22 protein-coding genes are annotated in these 23193 nt (G+C 35.2%); 8 read left to right on the forward strand and 14 right to left on the reverse strand.

Annotation, left to right across the window (positions count from 1 at the left end; all coding sequences use genetic code 11):
• Positions 1-3 precede the first annotated feature (3 nt).
• The 3 genes from FHY60_RS11740 to FHY60_RS11750 form a co-directional block, all read right to left on the reverse strand.
• A complete protein-coding gene (locus FHY60_RS11740; protein WP_180375402.1) occupies positions 4-1206 on the reverse strand; it encodes a M20 metallopeptidase family protein in 1203 nt (400 codons plus the stop codon).
• Positions 1207-1225: 19 nt separating this feature from the next.
• Positions 1226-3301 (reverse strand): cell division protein FtsA, encoded by a 2076-nt coding sequence (locus FHY60_RS11745; RefSeq protein ID WP_139905226.1) that lies wholly within the window; start codon positions 3299-3301, stop codon positions 1226-1228.
• A 120-nt stretch (positions 3302-3421) separates the two neighbouring features.
• On the reverse strand, positions 3422-5419 hold the full coding sequence (locus FHY60_RS11750; protein ID WP_139905227.1) for an ATP-dependent helicase: 1998 nt from the start codon (positions 5417-5419) through the stop codon (positions 3422-3424).
• Between the two features lie 156 nt (positions 5420-5575).
• Here FHY60_RS11750 and FHY60_RS11755 point away from each other — a divergent pair, with 156 nt between their 5' ends.
• A complete protein-coding gene (locus FHY60_RS11755) occupies positions 5576-7051 on the forward strand; it encodes a nicotinate phosphoribosyltransferase (RefSeq protein WP_139905228.1) in 1476 nt (491 codons plus the stop codon).
• A gap of 224 nt (positions 7052-7275) precedes the next feature.
• On the opposite strand, the gene ndk is transcribed toward FHY60_RS11755, so the two are convergent.
• From ndk to FHY60_RS11770, 3 genes are all read right to left on the reverse strand, one after another.
• Positions 7276-7677: a nucleoside-diphosphate kinase gene (ndk, locus tag FHY60_RS11760; protein ID WP_139905229.1), complete on the reverse strand. Its 402-nt coding sequence runs from the start codon at positions 7675-7677 to the stop codon at positions 7276-7278.
• Between the two features lie 24 nt (positions 7678-7701).
• A complete protein-coding gene (locus FHY60_RS11765) occupies positions 7702-7923 on the reverse strand; it encodes a hypothetical protein (RefSeq protein WP_139905230.1) in 222 nt (73 codons plus the stop codon).
• A gap of 320 nt (positions 7924-8243) precedes the next feature.
• Positions 8244-9701: an aminoacyl-histidine dipeptidase gene (locus FHY60_RS11770; RefSeq protein WP_139905231.1), complete on the reverse strand. Its 1458-nt coding sequence runs from the start codon at positions 9699-9701 to the stop codon at positions 8244-8246.
• Positions 9702-10060: 359 nt separating this feature from the next.
• Between FHY60_RS11770 and FHY60_RS11775 the strand changes: the two genes are divergently transcribed.
• Positions 10061-10609 carry an NADH peroxidase gene (locus FHY60_RS11775; protein WP_139905232.1) on the forward strand — a complete coding sequence of 183 codons (549 nt, stop codon included), beginning with the start codon at positions 10061-10063 and terminating at the stop codon, positions 10607-10609.
• A gap of 96 nt (positions 10610-10705) precedes the next feature.
• Here the strand turns inward: FHY60_RS11775 and FHY60_RS11780 are convergent, their stop codons facing one another.
• From FHY60_RS11780 to FHY60_RS11815, 8 genes are all read right to left on the reverse strand, one after another.
• Positions 10706-12160, reverse strand: coding sequence for an ABC transporter ATP-binding protein (locus FHY60_RS11780; RefSeq protein ID WP_139905233.1), 1455 nt, complete (start codon positions 12158-12160; stop codon positions 10706-10708).
• A complete protein-coding gene (locus FHY60_RS11785) occupies positions 12157-12834 on the reverse strand; it encodes an energy-coupling factor transporter transmembrane component T family protein (protein ID WP_139905234.1) in 678 nt (225 codons plus the stop codon). The genes FHY60_RS11780 and FHY60_RS11785 overlap by 4 nt, the downstream gene beginning before the upstream one ends.
• Complete coding sequence (locus FHY60_RS11790; RefSeq protein WP_139905235.1) at positions 12834-13379, reverse strand: MptD family putative ECF transporter S component; 546 nt, start codon at positions 13377-13379, stop codon at positions 12834-12836. Before FHY60_RS11790 ends, FHY60_RS11785 begins: the two co-directional genes overlap by 1 nt.
• Positions 13380-14236: 857 nt before the next feature.
• Entirely contained in the window at positions 14237-14572 is a 336-nt protein-coding gene (locus FHY60_RS11795; RefSeq protein WP_139905236.1) for a hypothetical protein, read from the reverse strand.
• A gap of 88 nt (positions 14573-14660) precedes the next feature.
• Positions 14661-15917 (reverse strand): glutamate-5-semialdehyde dehydrogenase, encoded by a 1257-nt coding sequence (locus tag FHY60_RS11800; protein WP_139905237.1) that lies wholly within the window; start codon positions 15915-15917, stop codon positions 14661-14663.
• Positions 15918-15945: 28 nt separating this feature from the next.
• Entirely contained in the window at positions 15946-16755 is an 810-nt protein-coding gene (proB, locus tag FHY60_RS11805) for a glutamate 5-kinase (protein ID WP_139905238.1), read from the reverse strand.
• Positions 16756-16951: 196 nt separating this feature from the next.
• On the reverse strand, positions 16952-18271 hold the full coding sequence (gene argH, locus FHY60_RS11810) for an argininosuccinate lyase (protein ID WP_139905239.1): 1320 nt from the start codon (positions 18269-18271) through the stop codon (positions 16952-16954).
• Positions 18272-18293: 22 nt separating this feature from the next.
• On the reverse strand, positions 18294-19493 hold the full coding sequence (locus FHY60_RS11815; protein ID WP_139905240.1) for an argininosuccinate synthase: 1200 nt from the start codon (positions 19491-19493) through the stop codon (positions 18294-18296).
• A 200-nt stretch (positions 19494-19693) separates the two neighbouring features.
• On the opposite strand from FHY60_RS11815, the gene FHY60_RS11820 reads away from it, so the two are divergent.
• From FHY60_RS11820 to FHY60_RS11845, 6 genes are all read left to right on the forward strand, one after another.
• Positions 19694-20131 (forward strand): DUF2383 domain-containing protein, encoded by a 438-nt coding sequence (locus tag FHY60_RS11820; protein WP_163215738.1) that lies wholly within the window; start codon positions 19694-19696, stop codon positions 20129-20131.
• Between the two features lie 309 nt (positions 20132-20440).
• Entirely contained in the window at positions 20441-21310 is an 870-nt protein-coding gene (locus tag FHY60_RS11825) for a DUF5685 family protein (protein ID WP_139905242.1), read from the forward strand.
• Positions 21294-21950, forward strand: coding sequence for a J domain-containing protein (locus FHY60_RS11830; RefSeq protein WP_139905243.1), 657 nt, complete (start codon positions 21294-21296; stop codon positions 21948-21950). The genes FHY60_RS11825 and FHY60_RS11830 overlap by 17 nt, the downstream gene beginning before the upstream one ends.
• 17 nt (positions 21951-21967) lie before the next feature.
• On the forward strand, positions 21968-22468 hold the full coding sequence (locus tag FHY60_RS11835; RefSeq protein WP_139905244.1) for a hypothetical protein: 501 nt from the start codon (positions 21968-21970) through the stop codon (positions 22466-22468).
• An 84-nt stretch (positions 22469-22552) separates the two neighbouring features.
• A complete protein-coding gene (locus FHY60_RS11840) occupies positions 22553-22816 on the forward strand; it encodes a DUF1294 domain-containing protein (protein ID WP_139905245.1) in 264 nt (87 codons plus the stop codon).
• A gap of 135 nt (positions 22817-22951) precedes the next feature.
• Positions 22952-23149, forward strand: coding sequence for an SLOG cluster 4 domain-containing protein (locus FHY60_RS11845; RefSeq protein WP_163215736.1), 198 nt, complete (start codon positions 22952-22954; stop codon positions 23147-23149).
• The last annotated feature ends 44 nt before the right edge of the window (positions 23150-23193 follow it).

A 23193-nucleotide genomic window follows, 5' to 3' on the forward strand; every position in this document is an offset into this window, starting at 1 on the left:
ACTTTATTCCGTTTCTCCATTGAGGTATTCGTAGACTGCCCTACATTGTATAGCTACTCCTATGGGTAGACAGTTCTCATCTATATCAAAAAAACTGCCGTGAGCAGGATGAGTAATTCCCTTCTCAGCATTTCCGCTGCCTAAAAAGTAAAAGGCTGAAGGTCTTTCCAGAGAGAAATAAGCAAAGCTCTCAACGCCCATACTTGGTTTATCCATATCTATTACATTGTCTGCTCCAATGATCTCCTTGGCGCATTCCTTTACCATGTCTACCATATAATCATTGTTATACAAACATGGATAGCTTTCTTGTATGTCTATCTCACAGCTTCCTCTCATAGTCTTTGTGATACCTTCAACAATCTCCGTGACTCTTTTTATGACATATTCCCTATGCTCAGATTTCATAGTCCTGATTATACCACTGATGTTTACCTCTTCCGGTATAATATTTTGCGCACTTCCGGCATGAATGGAACCCACAGTAACCACTGCCGGATCTGCAGGTGGTATTTCTCTGCTTACGATAGATTGCAGGGCTACAATAACATGACTTGCTATAACCACAGGGTCTACAGTATCCTCAGGATGTGCACCATGGCCACCTTTTCCAATAATTTTTATATTGAAGGGATTAGAAGCTGCATTTACAACCCCTTTTTTGATTCCGATTTTACCACATTCAATGCCTTCTGCAACATGTAGTCCAATGACTGCATCAACCTTTGGATTTTCCAAGACCCCTTCCTCTATCATAAATCTGGCACCTCCAACGGTTTCCTCAGCCGGCTCGAAGAGCAGTTTTACAGTGCCTTTTAAAGAATCCTTAATGCCATTTAATATTTTTGCAGCCCCCATCAGTATAGTCATATGTGCATCATGGCCACAAGCATGCATCTTTCCATCCACAGTGGAGGAATAATCGCAATTTTTTTTATCCTTTAGTGGAAGAGCATCGATATCAGCTCTCAGTGCTATAACCTTTTCTTTTTCTTCATCTATACTGCCACCTTGAATAATTGCACAAACACCGGTGCCGGCAGTCTCCACATAAGGTATTCCTTCTTCCTTCAAGAATTCCTTAATTTTTGCTGTGGTTTTATACTCTTCAAACCCCAACTCAGGATTACGATGAAAATGTCTTCTCCACTCTACTAACTCATCATAGATATTTGCTGCACTTTTCAAAAAATCAATTTTTTCCAATCTACCATCACCCCTATTATTATGCCCAAGTAATTTCTATAACATCACCATCTTTTAATTCATCGTAATAGCCTGCCTGCTTACCATTGAGTTTTAGTATCAGCAGTCCTTTTGTCCTTGTTCTATCAAATTGTATATAATTAAATATATCAATAAAGATATACTTATCTTTTCCCTTTAATATTACTGTTTGTGAATTAACCTTTACTGTTACTTCCTTGGGTGCTGTCTTTTCTTCAAACTTCATTTCATCTATGGCTACTTCATTCTTTACCTGAGGTTGAGCCTCTTTAGTATTATCTGCATCCTCCACTGCAGTATCTTTTTCAGCATTTATAACTGTAGTAGTGGAAATATCTTTTTCTATTATCCTATCCCCTTCTTTAATAATATAATCATAGGATATTATTTGCTCCCCTATATAGAACTTGGAATCAGGAGACACACTAATAAGCACATACTTTATAAAATCATGCAGTGTTTTAGGATATATTATTTCCACGTTATCATTTTCGCTTATAACATGTTGAAAATCTACTCTTTCTCCATTAATCATTGCTATGGGTTCAAAATTATAGAGTTTATCGTTAAAATAAAAACTTACAGCATCATAAGCAGCAACCTGCTCTAAGACCTTTGGCGCAGCATCTTTTCCGTCCTTAGCATATTTTATTTCAATTATATCTCCTTCTTTTACCGGCGAGTCCACGGAAGCTACAGCCCCATTAACTCTTATGACTGCACTTTCTGCAAGAGTACCAAAGGCCAAGCGCTTAGCTCCATTTACGATAAATCTAATATTTTTACCGTTCCTTCCTAATAGTACTTTTGGATTAATGCCTCCTTGAATTATTACATCCATAACAGTGTGCTTATTATAGTTAAATAAGCTTATTACGTTACCATTTAGTGTTACATCAATAAAATCTTGGCCCATTCTCTTAATGCAAACTAAGGCAATACCCAATACCGTAACGCCAACGCTTCCTAAATCATTTTTAGGAACAACGCAGTCTTCAATGTTTTCTCTGCCCTTTATGGCCACTCTCTGGGTTGGTATGTTTAATTTTTCTGCTAAAAACTGGACTAAAAGAGGTGTATGTGCCCCGCCACCTACCAGGAAAACAGCACTGGGAGCTTTTCCACCATTTAATTCAACAATCTTGCTTCCTATTTCATCGCAGATCTTTTTCACTGTAGGAGCAATAACCCTAAATAATTCTTCTCTTGTAATCTGATTTTCAAGTCCAAGTATATCAGTATAGTGCATAATTTCTTTTTCTGATGCTTCTCTCTTTATTCTTTCTGCAGTATTAAAGTCAACCAGATAATACTGTGCAATTGCTTCTGTAACCTCATCACCGGCAAGGGGAACCATACCATAAGCTACTATGCTGTCTTTACTGCTTATTGCTATATCAGAGGTCCCGGCTCCAATATCAATTAGGGCCAGATTTAGCAATCTTAAGTTCTGAGGTATGGCTGCTTCAATGGCTGCGATAGGTTCTAGTGTCAAGCTACTAACCTCCAAGCCCACTCTTTCCATAACAGCATAAAGACTGTCCACAACTGACCTTGGCAAAAAGGTAGCAATTATCTCTGCACCGGCATTTTCACCCTTATGTGACAACAAATTATTTATAACAAATCCATTGAGATAATAACTTTTCACACTATATCCTACGCAATAAAGTTTTCCCTGTGTCTCCCGATTCACTTCATCCTCAGCATTTTTCACTGCGGTAAGCTCTAAACTCCTGATTATTTCTCTGTCTATTTCCTTAGTATCATCAAGTTTGAGTTCTGCCTTTGCCATAGTTGTTCTCAGAAATCTTCCCGCAGCAGCTATGGCCACTCTTTCAAGTTTAAACTTTAACTTTTTCTCCAACTGCTTCTTTACAGTGTTGACAGCAGCAGCCACTAAGGAAATATCATGTATTTGACCATCAATCATAGCTCTTTCCTGATGTTCTATGTAATATTCATGAACTACATGAAGCTTTCTGCCTTTCAGCATACCAACAGTGCCTATAACGGATCTTGTACCTATATCCAGGGAGAAAATTATTTCATTAGGACTAACTTTTGTACCCATTTCTTCTACCTCATTCTATAGTTAAATAATCTGAAAGCTCATATCCATAGAATATGAGCTTAATAAAATTATATTACATACCTCTACAACATTCAATAAATTTATGGCAAATCCCTTGATTCATGCCATTTTAATCAACAAATTATGACTTATCACCTTATGGACTTCGAAGTCCCTGGTAATATTGTCCTTAAACTTTATAGCAATTTTATCAGCTGTTATCTCTACAACTATTCCCGTTCCAAAAGACTTATGCTGTACTTTTGAACCTAAGGGATATTGGTTTGTATAGTCTATTCGATTAATTATACCACATTCAGAAATAAAATTAGATTCTTCTTTAGACTTTCCCTTTATGTAGAGTGGTAAGCTTAAAAACAAATTTTCCTTAGCCCTGGTTATTCCAACATAGAACAGCCTACGTTCTTCCTCCATATCATTTGGCCTGTCACCTCTATAATATGGAATAATTCCTTGCACACAGTTAATAATATGTACATTCTTAAATTCCATGCCCTTTACGCCATGGATAGTACTCAGAAGAACCGTATCCACATCACCGGCAGAGTCTTTTTTAATTTCCTCCTCTACTATCTTTATATGGCTGATAAAGTCTGAAAGACTATTAAAGCTGCTTATTGATTGATTAAACTCCTCCAAAATCTCCTCCATATCCTTCTTACTTATATTATATTTAATGCAATATTCCTCTAAGTACTTTTTATAGTTGAGTTTTAAATATATATAATCAGTGACTGATCCAATATCCATTTGACTTATTTTCAAAACATCCCTTCTTAAATTCATCAGTTCCTTGTATTGAAAATACGGCAGTGAAGGTATTTTGCATATAACCTCAAAGCAGTCTTCTTTAAACTTGTAATTAGAAAGCTTATCCAAATTAACCTTACTAATATACCTAAAGGGTTTATTAATTATCCTTTTAAAGTCTTCTCGTCTGGCAGTATCTAAGCTCAAGTTTATGTAACTTAACATATCTTTGCAAATAAAATGATTAAAAAAGTTATAGGACTTATCCAATAAAGTAAAAGGTATCTTATTCCTAATGAAAGAATCTATTAAGGCTCTCGCCTCCATATTTGTTCTGTATAAGACAGCATTATCACTATATTTCCCCAGGCCCTTCTCCACATATGAAATAATTTTAGCCGCTATACCATCCCCTTGTTTCCTATCATCAAAATACCGTTCACAGGTAATTTGTCCATCCTGAGACTTTACAGCATAAAATTTTTTTACATTTCTTATCTTATTATTCTTAATTAAATTTCCGGATATTGCTACTATGTTTTTAACGCTTCTGTAGTTATTGGTTAGAAACCACTTTGTTCCACCTTCAAAGTTTTCACTGAAGTTCACCATATAATCCGGCCTAGCCCCTCTGAACCCGTAAATACACTGGTCTTCATCACCAACCGCAAAAATAGAATTACCCTTACATAATTTTTTCAATATGTCTATCTGCATATTATCACAGTCCTGAAATTCGTCCACCAATATATGAGTGAATCTCTTATTATATACCTGAAGCACTTTACTGTCACTTTTAAAAAGCTCTGCCACACCTATTTGAAGGTCGTCAAAGTCTAATAGGTCCTTGTTCTTTTTATAGGTTTCATATTCACTTATACACTGCTTAAGGACATTTATATTAATGTAGTCAGAAAGCTGGTCCAGAGTTTTATATCCGGTCTTGTATGACGATATAACATTCAATATGTCTTTTATTCTATCTTCAGTGATCTCTCCCATATATCTTTTAAGAGTCCTCTCTATGACATAGTAACTCTCTGCACTGCTTATAATATTTATACTTGTTCTTTGATTTTTGAGTATACTATAAAAGAGAGAGTGAAAGGTTCCAAAGAAGGGTTCCTGAAAGCCGGGAAACAACGCTTTAAACCTTCTTTTCATATTTAGGGCTGCAGCCTTTGTAAAGGTAATAATTACAATGGACTTGGGATTTATTCCTCTTACCTTGATTAAATATCCTGCTCGATTTATAATAACTGTAGTTTTACCACTGCCCGGTGATGCCACTACAAGCATATTTTTGTCCTTTGAATTAACTATTTCACTTTGATAAATATCTAGCATTTTAAATCATCCTTAACCATAAAAATTTTTTTGGAATTCAAACATATAACTTTATTTACTACAGATTATTGCCATATATAACCGATAAAAAACGTTGTAAAGCTATTTTAATAGTATTAAAATAGTTAATATCATGCTAAATAGAGGAGAAATGAAATGAAAGATAAACTCTTTAATGTAAAAAACGAGAGAAATCTCACTATGCTAGTTGATTTTTATGAACTTACTATGGGCAACGGCTATCTCAGAAATGGAGTCGGAGACAAGACTGCCTATTTTGATATGTTCTTTAGAAGAGTTCCTGACGGAGGCGGTTATTGCATAATGGCCGGTGTTCAGCAGCTTATTGAATATTTGTCAAATCTCAATTTCACAGAAGAGGATATTGATTATTTAAGATCAAAAAATATGTTCAGTGAGGAATTTTTAGAGTATCTAAAGAACTTTGAGTTCACTTGTGACGTTTGGGCCATACCGGAAGGAAATCCTGTTTTCCCTAATGAACCTTTAATTACTGTAAAAGGGCCTGCTATTCAAGCACAGTTTATTGAGACAATGATCCTGCTCACAATTAATCATCAAACCCTTATTGCTACAAAGGCCAACAGAATTTGTAGGGCAGCACAGGGTAAACCAGTTATGGAGTTTGGATCCAGAAGAGCCCAAGGGTATGATGGCGCTATTTACGGAGCTAGGGCTGCTATAATAGGCGGCTGTTCTTCTACAGCCTGCACTATAGCCGATGAGATGTTTGGTATACCTGCCGTTGGTACTATGGCCCACAGCTGGGTACAATTATTTCCAACAGAGTACGAAGCTTTTAAGGCCTGGGCAGAGACCTATCCCGATAATTGTACTCTTTTAGTGGATACCTACAACGTATTAAAATCAGGAATCCCAAATGCTATCAGGGTCTTTGACGAAATACTTAAACCAAAGGGAGTAAGGCCTAAGGGAATAAGAATTGACAGTGGAGACATAACTTACTTAACTAATAAGTCAAGAAAAATGCTGGACGATGCAGGTTATGAAGATGTAAATATAATAATCTCCAACTCCTTAGATGAGCATATTATTAGAGATGTTCAGAATCAAGGTGCTAAGGTAGATGGTTTTGGTGTAGGAGAAAGGCTTATCACCGCCAAGTCTGAACCGGTGTTTGGCGGAGTATATAAACTGGTGGCCATAGAAGAAGATGGTACATTAGTGCCAAAGATTAAAATAAGCGAAAATGAAGAAAAAATAACAAATCCGGGCTTCAAGAAAATATATAGAATATTTGATAAGACTACTGATAAGGCTATTGCCGACTTACTTACCCTAAACGACGAGGTTATTGATGAATCAAAACCGCTTGTAATATTTGATCCGGTATATACTTGGAAAAAGAAAAAACTTAAGAACTATTATGTAAAAGCTCTTCAGGTACAAATTTTTGATAAAGGTAAACCTATCTATAACAGCCCTGATGTTCTATCAATCCGCGAATTTGCCAAGGCTGAGACCGAAAAACTTTGGCCTGAGGTTTTGAGATTCGAAAACCCTCATACATATTATGTTGACCTATCTCAAAAGCTATGGGACCTAAAACATAGCCTGCTATTGGAGCTGTCAGATCAATACGACGAGTAAAATTATTCATTTGAAGCTAGCAGCAGCTTTGGCATATATTAAGTAAAAAAATTAAAGCTTGCTCGAAAACCTTAATATTTAACAGGCTTTCTAGCAAGCTTAGTTTTTGATAAATTAAGCGGAAACTAAAACAATGTTGCTCTTTAAAAACAAGAGAACGCCTTCAGCATTCTCAGTGTGCACTGCCAATTCGGAGTTTAATTTTTAAGTAACGTTTTTTTACTCTATTTATTAAACCAAATTGCAATTTCTCTTTCTGCATTCTCCACACTGTCGGAAGCATGCACTAAATTCCTGGTCTTATGATTTGAATACATTCCTCTTATACTAGCTAATTCTGATACTAAGGGATCCTTATCTCCATTTATTTTCCTAACTACCTCAACGGCGTTATCCCCCTCAACTACTAATGCAACTATCTTATCTTCAATGATGTAATTTATTAAAGTTTCATAATAAGGCCTGCCTTTATGCTCTTCATAATGCTTTTCAGCCGTCTCCCTATCAGCTTGTAACATCTTTAGTTCTGTAACCTTTAATGTCCTTTTTTCATAAAAGCTAATTATCTCCCCTACCAGTGATCTTTTCACTGCATCTGGTTTGATTAGCACTAAAGTTCTTTCCATCTTATGCCTCCATTATATAAAAATTTAATAGTAGCTCTTTACGAAAATTCTTTCCAAGAATTCCTTATCATCATCCTCCACATAGTTCATATCCAGGCTAATTATATCCTTAATATTAATTAACTTCACTGCTTTAACCTTCTTAAATGGACATCCTTCACCACTAGCTTCATACTCAAAAAGTGCACATTCTTTATAGCATGCCACTTTTTCTTCTGCTGTTGAAAGAAACGGACATTGACACATATTCTACCATCCCCCAGTCAGTAAAAATATTATACCCTACTATAATCACAATGATAAATAGTACCAATAGTATAGCATCGTATGTAAACATTATCAATATTATATTGTAAACTTTTTCATAAATAATTGTTAATAATTTATCTCCTATTCTTCAAGTTAATGCTATACAAATAAACACTTAACTTACCCTTTTTGTAATATATTGTATATTTTACATTGATTATATATGATTATTTATAATCTTACAATACTAAATTTAAATTATTTAAAAAATTTTTAAAAATTAAAGACGGGTATATTGTAACCCGTCTTTTATCTCTTTATTTTAAGTTCTTTAAAACATTCAGCAGATATTCCCAACTTCTTTGAACAGAGGAAATACTCATTCGTTCATCCGGTGTATGAACATCATAAAGGTTCGGTCCAAAGGATATCATATCTATATCCGGGAATTTTTCTTTAAACAATCCACATTCAACTCCGGCATGAATAGCCACAATTTCTGGTTCCTTTCCGTACATCTCCTTATAAACCTGTTGAAATACCTTTCTAATCCTAGAATCCTCATCAAACTGCCACTCAGGATATTCTGAATGTGTAGATACTTCAGCACCAAGTGCCTCTCCAATGGCAATGGTCTGGTTTACAATGTCATGTTTTAAGCTTTTTACTGAACTTCTTACCGCACTTTCATAGGTAATTTTATCCTCAAGGGTTTTTACAACCCCAATATTGGATGAACTCTGAACTAGTCCTTCTATATCCAAACTCATAGTTTGAATGCCGTTAGGAATCAAATATAATAGTTTAGCAGCCTTATCTCTGGTATCCTTGCTGAAGGCCTTTGTAACAGCTCCTTCATAAGCCTCAAATTCTAACAGCAGTTCAGGATCTGCTTTTCTATATTCATTTTTAAATACGGCTCTCCAATGCTCTACGCATTTTTTTAAGGATTCAACATCTTCCTCCTTAATAAGAACAACGGCATCAGCTTCTCTTGGAATAGCATTATCTTTCGCACCACCATTGAAGCTGGCAAGTTTAAATTCAACTTTTCCTATAATATCGGTCAGTACTCTACCAAGAATTTTATTTGCATTACCTCTTTGTTTAATTATATCCATACCAGAGTGTCCGCCCTTTAGCCCTCTAACCATTAAACTATATTTCTTGTAGCCTTCAACATCATAGTCCCAGTCTATATTTAAAGCAACCTTTGTTCTGAGGCCTCCAGCGCAGCTAACAAGTAGTTGACCTTCCTCTTCATTATCGATATTTATCAGTATTCTTCCCTTTACATCCTCAGGTCTTAAATTAGCAGCTCCACTCATGCCTGTTTCCTCATCTGTGGTGATCACTACCTCCAGCGGTGGATGAGGAATATCCTCGGAATCCAGCAGTGCCAATCCGTAGGCTATTGCTATACCGTTATCTGCTCCTAAGGTTGTTCCATTAGCTTTAACAAAGTCACCTTCAACTATTAATTCAATAGGGTCCACTTCAAAATCGTGCACCTTTGAACTGTTTTTCTCACATACCATATCCATATGGCCTTGGATTACTACAATTGGGGAGTTTTCATATCCTTTTGTTCCGTTTTTTCTTATTACCACATTATTATATGAATCCTGAACAGCCTCAAGGCCCTTCTCCTTTGCAAAGTTCACTAAATAATCACTTATACCCTTTTCATTACCGGAGCCTCTTGGTATTCTTGAAATTATCTCAAAATAATGAAATACCTTTTCAGGCTTCAGTCCCTTCAATACATCTTTCATATTATCATCCTTTCCATGGTAAACATCATTATGTAAGTTTCTCCACCATTAATATATCACTAATAATTATTAACTTCAAACCCAAAAGCAAATGTACCTAAATTTCATTTAATGTTATTGTACTTATCTATGAGATTTTTATTCTATAACAAAACTTTATATCCATAGAAAAAATATTTAAAATACGGATTAAATTCTAAATCTTATAACCTTAGAGCTCTTATTTTTGGAATAACCTTCATCTTTCAGTAAATTTTATTAGAAAAAGTCTTGCAATCTAATAATTACTATTTTATAATATTTAATGTCATGAAATAAAATATATAATTTTAATTTTATTTTTTAGGGAGGAATAAAATATGAAAAAATTTGTTTGTTCAGTATGCGGTTATGTATATGAGGGAGAAACAGCACCAGAAAGCTGTCCACTATGTAAAGCTCCAGCTGAGAAGTTTATTGCTCAAGATGCAGACAAGCTATCCTGGGCCGATGAACATGTTGTAGGTGTTGCAGTAGGTGTTGATGAAGAAGTTATTCAAGGTTTAAGAGAAAACTTCATGGGAGAATGTACTGAAGTTGGTATGTACCTTGCTATGAGTAGACAAGCTGACAGAGAAGGATACCCTGAAATAGCAGAAGCTTACAAAAGAATCGCTTTTGAAGAAGCTGAACATGCAGCTAAATTCGCTGAATTGTTAGGTGAAGTAGTTGCTGCAGATACTAAGAAGAATTTACAGATGAGAGTAGATGCAGAACATGGAGCTTGCCAAGGAAAGAAAGATCTTGCTACACTTGCAAAGAAATTAAACCTAGATGCTATCCATGATACAGTACATGAAATGTGCAAGGATGAAGCAAGACATGGTAGAGCATTCCAAGGTTTACTTGAAAGATACTTTGGTAAATAATTATAAATTTACATACAAAAAAGATATGGGCTTGGCTTCCCATATCTTTTTTATCTGTATAATCAGTATTTGTTGCAATAGAGTTTTCCATTTAAACTATATCACACCTATTAATTCCTGTTCTAGATTGGCTTGAAAATATTCTTGAACTAGCTCAGGGCCTCCCATTTTGACTAACTCACCATGCTTCATCCACATAATACGATCTGCTAAAGCTTTGGCACATCGGAAATCATGAGTAATTGTAATCATGGTATTCTTGTTCTTCTCATGATGAGTGTTGAGGATTTCAATCATATTCTTTAACCCTTCATAGTCTTGTCCAACTGTTGGCTCATCAAGCAGAATTACTTCAGGCTCCATGGCTAGTATGCATGCCACTGTCAATCTTCTCTTCTGTCCTTCGGAAAGAGATTGAGGATGTCGATCTTTTAAATTCGCCAATCGAAACTGTTCTAACAACTCAAGGCTAATCCTTTCGCTTTTGGAACAAAGATTAATCTCATCTATAACCGAAGGCATGAACAGCTGATAACTTGGGTTTTGATATACATAACCAAGCTTTTTGAACCATGTATTACTAATTTTTTTCCATTTCTTCAGCTCTTTTTCTATATACTGGTTTAGCTCTCCACTGGTAGGCTGTATAATTTTAGATAATAATCTTAATAGTGTTGTTTTACCACAACCATTTTCACCAACAATAACGATTCTCTCACCTTTTTGTATGGTGAAATTCATATTTTTCAATATATGTCTTCCTGCAATATGATAATTTAACTGCTTTGCATCGAAACAGGGTTCTGTATACTCAAATTTCTTAGGAATATTAAAAACAATTTCCTTCCTTGCTTTTTCCAGTGCCTCAGATTTATCCTTATAGAATAAGACTTTGCCGTCATTCATCCATGCTACTTTATCCACATATGGTATTACTATATCCAATCGGTGTTCGATGATTACGATCCCATACCCTTGCTCTTTAAAATCTTTCAGTATTCTTAGAAATATATGGGCCCCTTCTAAGTCTAAGTTGGCCAAAGGTTCATCGAAGATTAAAATTTTCTGCTGCATTGCTAAGATTGCAGCTGTCATTAGTCTTTGCTTCTGCCCTCCAGATAGGTTCCTAGTATACCAATTCTTGTCCAAATTCATATATCTGCAGGAAAGTTCAATGGCTTTTGCAATTTCTTCAACTTCCATGTTTAGATTCTCACAACCAAAGGCTATCTCATCTTCTACTTTACTATTGATAATCTGGCTATCCGGATTTTGTAAGACACTACCAATGTTAACGGAAATATCACTGGCTTTCTTCCCTACAATATTTTCACCGTTAACCAGTATTTCTCCCTTCTGCTCACCAGGTACAATATTAGGTATAATACCGTTGATACTATTTAATAATGTTGATTTCCCCTCACCGGAGAATCCGGATAATAGAATAAATTCACCATAGTCTAAAGTAAAGTTTAAATTATCTAACACCCAAGTTTCAGTATTAGGATATCGAAAGGAATAGTTTTTTATAGAAATTGCATTTTTTCTCATAGCACTAATACCCCCACCATTGTTAAAAGAATTAAAGTTGCAAATAAGCCATCTTTTAATGTAAAATCTACTCTTTTATAAACAACTTTAGATTTATCATTTAGGGCGAAACCTCTTGTTTCTACTGATACTGTCATAATATCGGACATACTTATCATTCTCATAAGGAATGGTATAATAAATGCCCGGTAAACAATGAATGGTTTCCGAATACTCAGGCTTACCCCTCTAGTTTTCATTGCTTCACAAATCTGTTTTGCCTCAGATAACAGCATTGGAACAAAACGAATGGTAGCTAGCATCCCTAAGGTTATTACACGGGGAAAACCTAATTGTACAAGATTACGGGTAAGAAAAATAGGGGACATAGATACCATGATAACTGAGGAATATGCTAATAAGATAACTCGTCCTAAGGTTTGAAATCCACCTATCACATTTCCACTGGTCAAGGCACTAAGAGTCCCAACGATGGATCCAATAGCAAAAAACATTGGCACCGCCTTCATCAATACCTTACCAAATCCAAATACAATATAAATAATAGTTAGGGCAAAAAGAAAATAAATCAAAGAAATATCTTTGGCCAAGAATAAACCAAAGAAAAAGATGAACATAGATATAAATAAACTAAGTAAAGGATAAATGGGTTTCTTTACCTGTAGCTGTTCCATTATGACAACTTCCCTGCCTTCTGTAATTCCTTACCTATTTTTTGACCTATCTTTGCACCAGCATAACTTAATACAACAGTACCGAAACAAAATACGATGGATAAAGCGGACTTTTCAACCACTTCACCAAAGCTTTTACCGTTAAGTAACATGGAAAATATCAAAGTGAAAGGTAGAGACATTGGTATAAATAAGGTTGCAGCAAAAACCTTTGCCTTATCTGAATGAAAACCACGAAAGAAAATAAAGGTGATTATGTCACTAAGCAAAGCAGCCAAAAAAATACTCCAGAACATAACTGGGGCCATCATTAATACAACGAATCCACACAAAAGCCCAAGCAATGATAATGCCCCCGGTTTTTTAACCTTCATAATGGTTATCATACAGAACAAGGCATAAATAATTGCAGATGCCATATTACGCAATCCAAACAAATCAATATTCATTACTAAGGGCATGGTAAACATCCCACATATACTAACCGCTGCTGCCATCACCGCAACAAATATTATATCTTTTACTGTAAATTTTTCTAATTTCACTGTGATCTCCTCCTATAAATTACTTGCATGGATTTAAGTTCTTACTCATTGATGAAAAAAGATGTTTTTCCAAAATTACTTGGGGTAAGCCCAACGATCTCCTTAAATGCAGATGCATACGGTAGTTTTTCAGGTAATGGTAAATTGATTTTTTATATATAATTTTAAAGCAATTTTTCATAGGTGTTAGCGGAATATCAAACTTATGGGATAATTCCTCTAAGGTATAACGCTTGTCTAAATTATTGACCAGAAACTCCCCTAACATTTTAATTTTATTAATTTTGCATTCATAATAGTACCCTTTTGGAGGAATCTGATTCTTATAATCCATTTCAATCAAATATACTATTAAGGTAAGTATTATAATTTATGTTGTTCATATTAATTTCTGCCGGTAGATTTGTAACCATAGATCCTCCAAGGATAATGATTTTTATTATCTATTGTAATATAAAAAATTAATATTGCAAATATGCAATTATTGCATGGCATCATATTTTTTTAAATCTTAAACTGAACATAGAAGTAAGAACTCTTATAGACAAAAAGAATTAAGCTGCCAGAAGTATAATAAGTACTGACATAGCTCCTAAAATTATAGGATATGAGACATCCTTATTTCCTTGAAGGATATTCCATAATAAATATGCTAACAGCAATGAAAAATTAATATTAGATAGTAATTTTAGTTAGACTTCTACTCCGATATGTCTATTAAGAATCCAATTAGTCAATAAACTTTAATATCAATATCCATCAAATTTACCTGGTGAAATTTGTAAAATTAATAAAATAAATCCAATTGCACATAAAAACCTAAAGAGAATCCGAATTCTCCTTAGGTCTTAATGGATTTATCTTATTTTAAGATATACATTTAATGCATCCTTCATGTGCCGGCTTTCATCAGGACTGCAACTGATATTATAGCTATTTCCCTTTAGGCTAGTATTGTAATTTCTAAAGCCCTGTGTATTTAAAAAGCCATTAATATCCTCAACTTTCTCTCCTTGAGCTACTAAAACCTTTTTTCCAACATAATCATCATTCACATAAACATTGTACGTATCGTGAGATAGCTTAGAGCTGTAATCATCCTCATAATCTAATCCTGCAAAAAATGGTACCTGGGGCATACCACCCGTGCCATTTATTCCATTAGTAAAACCGCCGAAAAATTTGAAGGCCATAAAAACACCCCTTTATACTGTTAGCATAATCTGTGTTTTTATTGTGCCTCAGTTCCTATTTATTATGCTTCCATTATTATAAGAAAGTTTACTTTCTTATCTGTCCTTCTCCATAAACCATGTACTTTGTGCTGGTCAGTTCCTTTATTCCCATTGGTCCTCTGGCATGCAGCTTTTGAGTGCTTATTCCGATTTCTCCTCCGAAACCGAATTGTCCACCATCGGTAAATCTTGTAGAGGCATTTACATAAACTGCAGCGGCATCTACTTCATTTAAGAACCTTTGAGCATTGAAGTAGTCTTTTGTAACAATAGCCTCTGAATGCTTAGTACCATATTTATAGATATGATCTAAAGCTTCATCCAGTGAGGATACTACCTTTACTGCCATAATTAGGTCTAAGTATTCCTTACCCCAGTCTTCTTCTGTAGCTTTACATATATCATCAAGAATAACTGCAGTTTTCTCGCAACCTCTTAGTTCAACATTATAGGGTTTGATTGCTTGCTGTAGATATGGAAGAAACTTATCAGCTATAGCGGAATGTACCAGTAAAGACTCCATGGCATTACATACCGCAGGTCTTTGTGTCTTTGCATTTATGATAATGTCTTTTGCCATAGCAAAATCCGCACTTTCATCGATATAAACATGACAATTGCCAACACCGGTTTCTATTACAGGCACTGTAGAATTTTCCACAACAGTTTTTATAAGACCCGCTCCACCTCTTGGAATCAGCACATCTACATAATCGTTAAGTCTCATCAGTACCTTAACTGCTTCTCTGTCGGTATTTTCTATATATTGAAGGAAGCCCTTCGGAAGTCCAGCTTCCACCCCGGCCTTGCTGATTATATCAACTATGGTTTTATTGGAATTAACGGCCTCCGATCCACCTCTTAATATTACAGTATTTCCTGATTTAATACATAACCCGGCGGCATCTACAGTAACGTTTGGCCTTGCTTCATATATAATTCCTATAACTCCCATTGGTACTCTTACTTGAGCAATAGTAAGATTGTCCGGTGTCTTCCACATTCTAATGGTCTCACCAATTGGGTCTTGCAGACCTGCAACCTTTACTAAGCCTGAAGCCATATCTTCAATTCGTGCTTTGTTTAAAAGAAGTCTGTCCAATAATGACTTTGACAGCCCATTTGCCTTGCCCTTCTCCATATCCAAACTATTGGCTTCAATTATGTTGTCTATATTATCCAGTAAAGCTTGAGCCATAGCCTTTAAAGCCCTATCCTTAGTTTTGGTGTCTATGCTGTTCATTTTTCTGGAGGCTGCTTTTGCTGATTTAGCCTTTTCCACTACATACTCTCTAATATCCATAAACTCACCCCAAAATTAATAATTAAATTTAAATGCTTGAACAATCAAAAAACGTTCCAACTTCCTCACCATTTAGTACTCTGTTCAATATGTCCGTCTCTGAGCCGTTTACGATAACCATAGCTGCTCCTGAGTTATTCACTATGCTTGCCGCTCTCAGCTTTGTAATCATTCCTCCGGTTCCTAGCTTTGTACCGGCTCCTTCAGCACAGGAGGCAATTTCATCAGTAACAGCACTTACATAGCTGATGAGCTTAGCATCCTTGTTGACGTTAGGGTTACAATTATATAAACCATCTATATCTGACATCAGTATCAGTAAATCACCTTGAACCAGCTTACATACATATGCAGATAAGGTGTCATTATCTCCGATCTTAATTTCTTCTGTAGTAATAGCATCATTTTCATTGACAATTGGAATTACTTTTTCTTTAAATAGAGCTGAAAATGTGTTTTTTGCATGCCTTAGTCTCTTTTTATCTACTGTATCGTCCTTTGTGATAAGAATTTGGGCTGTAGTCTTGCCATATTCTCCAAATATCTTGTCATACATGTGCATTAATCTTACCTGTCCAACAGCGGCGCAGGCCTGTTTTCTTGACATGGATTTAGGCTTTTCCTTTAATCCCAATCTCCCCATGCCGGCGGCAATAGCTCCTGAGCTTACCAAAATAACTTCCAGTCCCCTGTTATGTAGATTGGAAATCTGCCTAACCAAACTTTCTATTCTTCCCAAATTAAAGAGTCCGTTAGGATATGTCAAAGTAGAGGACCCTACCTTTATGACAACTCTTTTTACATCTTTCATGAAAGCTTCTCTTCGTTCTACAGTCATAGCTGATTAGCTGCCCCTTTCAAATTTACCTAAGGTAATTTTCTATAAATCCCCTATTAAGTCTCTAATATCTATACATTAGATATTATTTTACTAGTATTATATTTTATTTGCAAATAATTTTTATATGAAACCTGCCTCAATAAAATACGCCTCTGCAATAGTACTAGCCCAAGCTGCAGAAGCGTAAAAATCACTATATCTCTATTTCTTTTTTAATTCCCTTGGCTAAAATATTTTTATACTGAATATAATCGTATATGGATCCATCAATTATATCTGCAAACTCTTTAAACTCCTCTAGGGATAAAGACAGAATATCTTTATTGTTATCTTCACAATAAATTACGATCCTTCCTACAACCTTATGTGCGTCTCTAAAAGGCATCCCTTTACACACAAGATAGTCTGCCACTTCAGTGGCATTTAGAAAGCCTTTATCCACAGCCTTTTCCATGTTGTCCTTTTTTACTTTCATTGTTAAGATTACATCTGCTGCAATATTGAGGCATGAAAGCACGGTATCTACAGCATCAAAGAACTTCTCCTTATCTTCCTGCATATCCTTATTATAGGCCAAAGGAAGTCCTTTTAATACTGTCAGTAAAGACACTAAGGACCCATATACTCTTCCTGTTTTACCACGGATAAGCTCTGCGGCATCAGGATTTTTCTTATGAGGCATAATACTGCTGCCAGTTGCGTATTGATCGCTTATCTGGATAAAATCAAATTCCTTGCTGCTCCAGACTATAAGTTCTTCGCTGAGTCTGCTCAAATGCATCATCACTATAGAAAAATCTGAGAGAAGTTCGATTAGATAATCTCTGTCACTTACCCCATCAAGGAAGTTATCTACAGGTTTACAGAATCCCAGCTTTTCAGATGTATAGTTTCTATCGATTGGATAGGTTGAGCCAGCGAGCGCCCCACAACCTAGCGGGCTTTCATTTAATAGCTCAATGGAGTTTTCGATCCGCTTTTTGTCTCTTTTGAACATAGAAACATAGGCGTCCAAGTGGTATTTGAAGGTAACCACCTGAGCTCTTTGCAGGTGGGTATATCCAGGCATTATGGCAGGATTTTCAGCACCTTTTTTCTGCAGAACTTCAATCATCTTATCTAGTGACTTTAATGCTTCATAGGCTATGTTCCTAGCATAAAGCTTCATATCTACCGCTACCTGATCATTTCTGCTTCTTGCCGTATGGAGCTTTTTACCTGCCTCCCCTATCTTCTCTGTTAGCTTGATTTCTACAAAGGTATGTATATCTTCATAGTTACCTTCAATTTTTAGTTTGCCAGTTTCTATTTCTTCATATATATTTTTTAAGCCCCCTATTATTTTCTCCGAATCTTCTTCAGAAATAATGCCGCATTTTGCTAGCATTTCAGCATGAACCATGCTTCCTTCAATATCTTCTCTCCAAATTCTTCTATCAAAGCTTAGGGAGGAATTAAAGTCCTCCATTAAGCTGCTTTCATTTTCCCTAAATCTTCCACCCCAAAGCTTCATTTAATATCCCGCTCCAATCAATTTATTTTTTATTTTTCACCATGGCCTTGATCTTATATGGTAAGGAGAATAGCTTAATAAACCCTTCTGAATCCTTATGGTCATATAGTTCACTTGCACCGAAGGAGGATATTCCCTCATCATATAGTGCATTTGGAGTATCTATAGACGCTACCATTATGTTTCCTTTATATAGCTTAAGCTTTACTGATCCGGTTACATTTTTCTGTGTAACATCAATGAAGGCATCTAAAGCTTCTCTTAGCTCAGTAAACCATAGTCCATCATATACTAGTTCTGAGTATTTTATGGCTACAATCTGCTTAAAGTGAGCTGTCTGCTTATCTATTGTCAGTCTTTCAAGTTCTTCATGAGCTGCATATAACAGTGTTCCACCAGGAGTTTCATATACACCTCTGGACTTCATTCCTACTAATCTATTTTCAAAAATGTCAATAACACCTATACCGTTTCTTCCACCTATGGCGTTACATTCTTCCATAAGTTCTACAGGTGATAAGGCCTTACCGTTTATCTTTGTAGGTATACCTTGTTCAAAATATACTTTCACATATTCAGGCTTATCCTCTACATCCTCAGGATGAATTGTCATTTGATATAAATCTTTCTTATGTTCATTCTTCGGATTTTCCAAATCTCCGCCCTCATGACTTAAATGCCAAAGGTTTTTATCCCTGGAGTAAATCTTCTCCTTAGTGACTGTTAGTGGTATACCTCTCTTTTCAGCATAGTCTATGGCATCTTCTCTGGACTTTATATCCCAAATTCTCCAGGGAGCGATGATTTTTATAGCAGGATCAAAGGAAGCAATACCTGTTTCAAATCTTACCTGGTCATTTCCTTTACCTGTGCAACCGTGGCAGATATAATTAGCACCTTCTTTATGGGCTATTTCCACCAATCTCTTTGCAATAGAAGGTCTTGCAAAAGACGTACCAAGCATGTATTTCCCTTCATACTTGGCGCCGCTTTTAATGGCCTTGTATAAATATTCAGTTACAAATTCTTCTTTCAAGTCTTCCACATATATTTTATCAGCACCGCTGGCCATGGCCTTCTGTTTTACCTCTTCCATATCATCTCCCTGACCCACATCAGCGCAAACGGCAATTACTTCACAATCATAGTTTTCCTTTAGCCATGGCACTATAATAGATGTATCTAAACCTCCGGAATATGCTAAAACAACTTTTTCTTTCATTTTTTGGTCCCCCTTTTAGTTCCATTATCTTTCTCAAATATTTGCTAAAAATATTATAAAACACTTTAAATAATTATGCAACATATTTTTATAATTATGCATATCTTTTTATACCATATTTCTGCTTAAATTTGCATATGAATAACTTTATTAAAGCATGGAAAACTAAAATAAAATTACTAGAGAAGAGGCGATTAAAAATGTACCAGGATAGAGAGGTTTCTGTTGAAGAATTAAATACTTATTTGAAAGGCGAGTACATGGCTATTGACAGCTATGAAAAATATGCAAAGAAAGTTCATGATCCTAAGATTAAAGCTGATATAGAAAGTATTATACAAGATCATAAGCAACATGCAGAAATGATCTCTGACAGAATAGAACACCTAGGAGGTAAGCCTGCAAAAACTGTAGGATTAGAGGGCAAAATGGGACAATTAATGAGTTCCTTAAAGAACATCACTAAGAGAACCGATGCCGAAATTTGCAAGGAGCTCTGTTATTGGGAAGAGAAGGGCAGTAAAATGGCCATGGAAGTAGTAAAAGGAGACCTAGATAAAGAAAGTGAATCTATGATAAGGAAAATATATTCTAAGGATATGGATCATATAAATAAACTAAAAAGTCACTTTCAATAGAAAAAAACTGCGTGCCAACGCAGTTTTTTCTATTGAAGAATTAAAAATGAATAATTAATAATTGTGGTAGATTTTTCTCCACTTCTCTACAAAAAATCTTTAGTTTTATTATTATATATAAAATTCAGCATCGCTGAATTTCTTCCATAATTATTCATTACTAATCACTCATTACTCATTGAAATAAAGTGCTTTGCACTTTATTTCTAACCTAAATCTAATCTAAATCTAATCTAAATTTTCTTAACATGGTCACCCAAGTTATGGTATACTAAGTATTATATTTTAAAGGAGTTGTTTAATTTCTAGATGTTTGGATACGTTCTTCCATGTAAGATGGAGCTGAAAGTTAAAGATTATGAAAAATTCAAAGCATATTATTGCGGGCTGTGCCATACTATAAAGGGTGAATTTGGAAACATACCTAGAGCTGCACTAAATTATGATATGGCCTTTCTTGCCATATTGCTTGATTCTCTTAATGAAAACAAGCTATCTGCCAAAAAAATCACTTGCGCCCTTCACCCGTTAACAAAAAAACTAATTATTACTGACAATGAGCCTTTAAAATATGCGGCCATGTGCAATATAGTATTGACCTATTATAAGCTTATTGATAATATTAATGATGATAATAATATGAAAAGTAAAATCGCATATATTGCGCTTAAAAATTATATAAAGGACAATACTTTTAATAAATACATAAGTGATTCTTTATATATGCTTTATAATATGGAAAAGGCAGCATATAAATACAATATAGATGAAATTTCTCATGTCTTTGCTGATCTAACCGGGTACATAATTTCAGACTATATTAAGGAAGAAACAGATTATAAGGTGACACTTTACTGGTTAGGCTATAATTTAGGAAAGTGGATCTACATTATAGATGCTTGGGACGATTTAGAGAAAGACATGAAAGACAATAAATTTAACCTTATAAATATATTGTATAATAGAGACAATCTTAATTATGAACAGCTGAAGGAAAAAACTGAAGAGAATATTGACTTTCTCTTAACATCCTGCGCTGCTTCTTGCTTGGAATTATTAAGTAAACTTCCATTAAAAAAGAATCAGGAACTATTATATAATATTTTAGAGCTAGGTCTAATGGAAAAAATGGATATTGTTTTTAAAAGGAGTGAATTAGTAAATGGCGAATCCTTATGAAATACTTGGTATCAGAGAAGGCGCTAGCAGGGAAGAGATAAAAAAAGCATATAGGGAACTGGCTAAAAAGTATCATCCGGACCAATATGGCACTAATCCTTTAAAGGACCTTGCAGAAGAAAAGATGCGCGAAATTAACGAAGCTTATGAATACCTTATGAAAAATACTTCAGATAATTATTCCGGTTCTTCTTATTCAACAAAGAATGATCAAAGCAGAAGGGAATATACCGGTAGCTCATATAATGCAGGTAATAATTATAACAGCGGCTACAACGAACCTGCAACCTATAGTTCTATCCGTGCAGATATTCAAAGAGGTAACCTTAGGAGTGCAGAAGCTGCTCTTGCATCCATTGTCAATAAGGATGCTGAGTGGTATTTTCTTATGGGAATGCTTCATATGAAAAAAGGTTGGTATGATAGTGCCAGAAACTATCTTTCTACAGCATACAATTTAAATCCTTCCAATCCTGAATATCAGGATGCTTATAACAGCATGAACAGAAGAAACAATAACTATAGAAACAACTACTACGGCAGAGGTCGAAGAGATGATGAGTGTGATTTTTGTCTCAAACTATGGTGTGCAGATACACTCTGTGAATGTGCCGGTGGGGATTTAATAGGCTGTTGCTAAGCCATGGAGGTGATTATTTGAATAAGTCTTTAAACATTGCCAGAGGTGGCTTACTCATTGCCCTCACTGTTTTGTTAATATATATAAGTAGTGTGTCTCCCACAAGCAAACTTACAATTCTTACAGTGGCCTCTGCTATGATTCCTTATTCCATAATGATTACTGGTGTTAAAAACAGTTTTATTGTGTACGCAGCCACATCCATACTTTCTTTTATTTTGACAGCTTCCAAGGCTGAACCTGTGGCTTATATACTTCTATTTGGGTTATACGGCTTTATCAAGTACTATGTAGAGTCCATAAATAAGGTTCTATTGGAAATAATTTTAAAACTGGTATATTTCAATGCCACCTTCTTTATTCTATATAGTCTATATACAGAGCTATTTACCTCCCCCATCAATATAAAACTGTCTATATATGTATTGATTGCCGCTGCTCAAGTAGTATTTTTCATCTATGATTATGCAATGACTGTTGTAATAAACTATATAAGAAGAAGATTTATAAAGAATTAAGAAAAGAGCTTCATTTGTCTTTTAAATGAAGCTCTTTATGTCTTCAAGTTACAATGGAGATTTGTATAAGAAAGGAATTACCTTATGAAGTATTTTATTCTTTACCTTTTATTTATAAACTTTCTCGGTATAATCACAATGTATCGAGATAAATTGTATGCCAAACGCCATCAACGGCGAATAAAAGAATCTACCCTCTTTCTCATAGCTCTTACCTTTGGAAGTCTAGGCATATTTTTAGGCATGCGTATCTTTAGGCATAAAACAAAGCATTGGAAGTTTGTTATTTTTATTCCTATAATTCTACTCCTACAAATTGTATGTATTTATTGGTTCCTACTCCCATAGCAGAGTGAAAGTAACATTCACATGCGAGCAATTACCACCGCAATATTTGTCTTTGCTACTTATAGTATTTCTACATTTGGAAACCTTAAAGTAATGGGAGCTATTTGAATGTTCTTTTGGAATGGGGGTAGAAGAATGGTTCGTAAAGGAGTAATCGGTCAGTCTGGAGACATACCTTCGGAAATGCAGATGGCAGCGGAGGAAATCGGAAAAGAAATTGCACTAAAGGGAGCAATCTTGATGACCGGTGGTACCACCGGAGTTATGGAATTTTGCTCAAAAGGTGCTAAATCCGCTAATGGTTTAGTTGTGGGCTTTGTTCGGTATAAATGACTGGTGTATTATTCATCTTTTTAGAAACTTACACCTATAAAATT

This window comes from Clostridium thermarum, from assembly GCF_006351925.1.
In the GTDB taxonomy this organism is placed as follows: Bacteria; Bacillota; Clostridia; order Clostridiales; family Clostridiaceae; genus Clostridium_AU; species Clostridium_AU thermarum.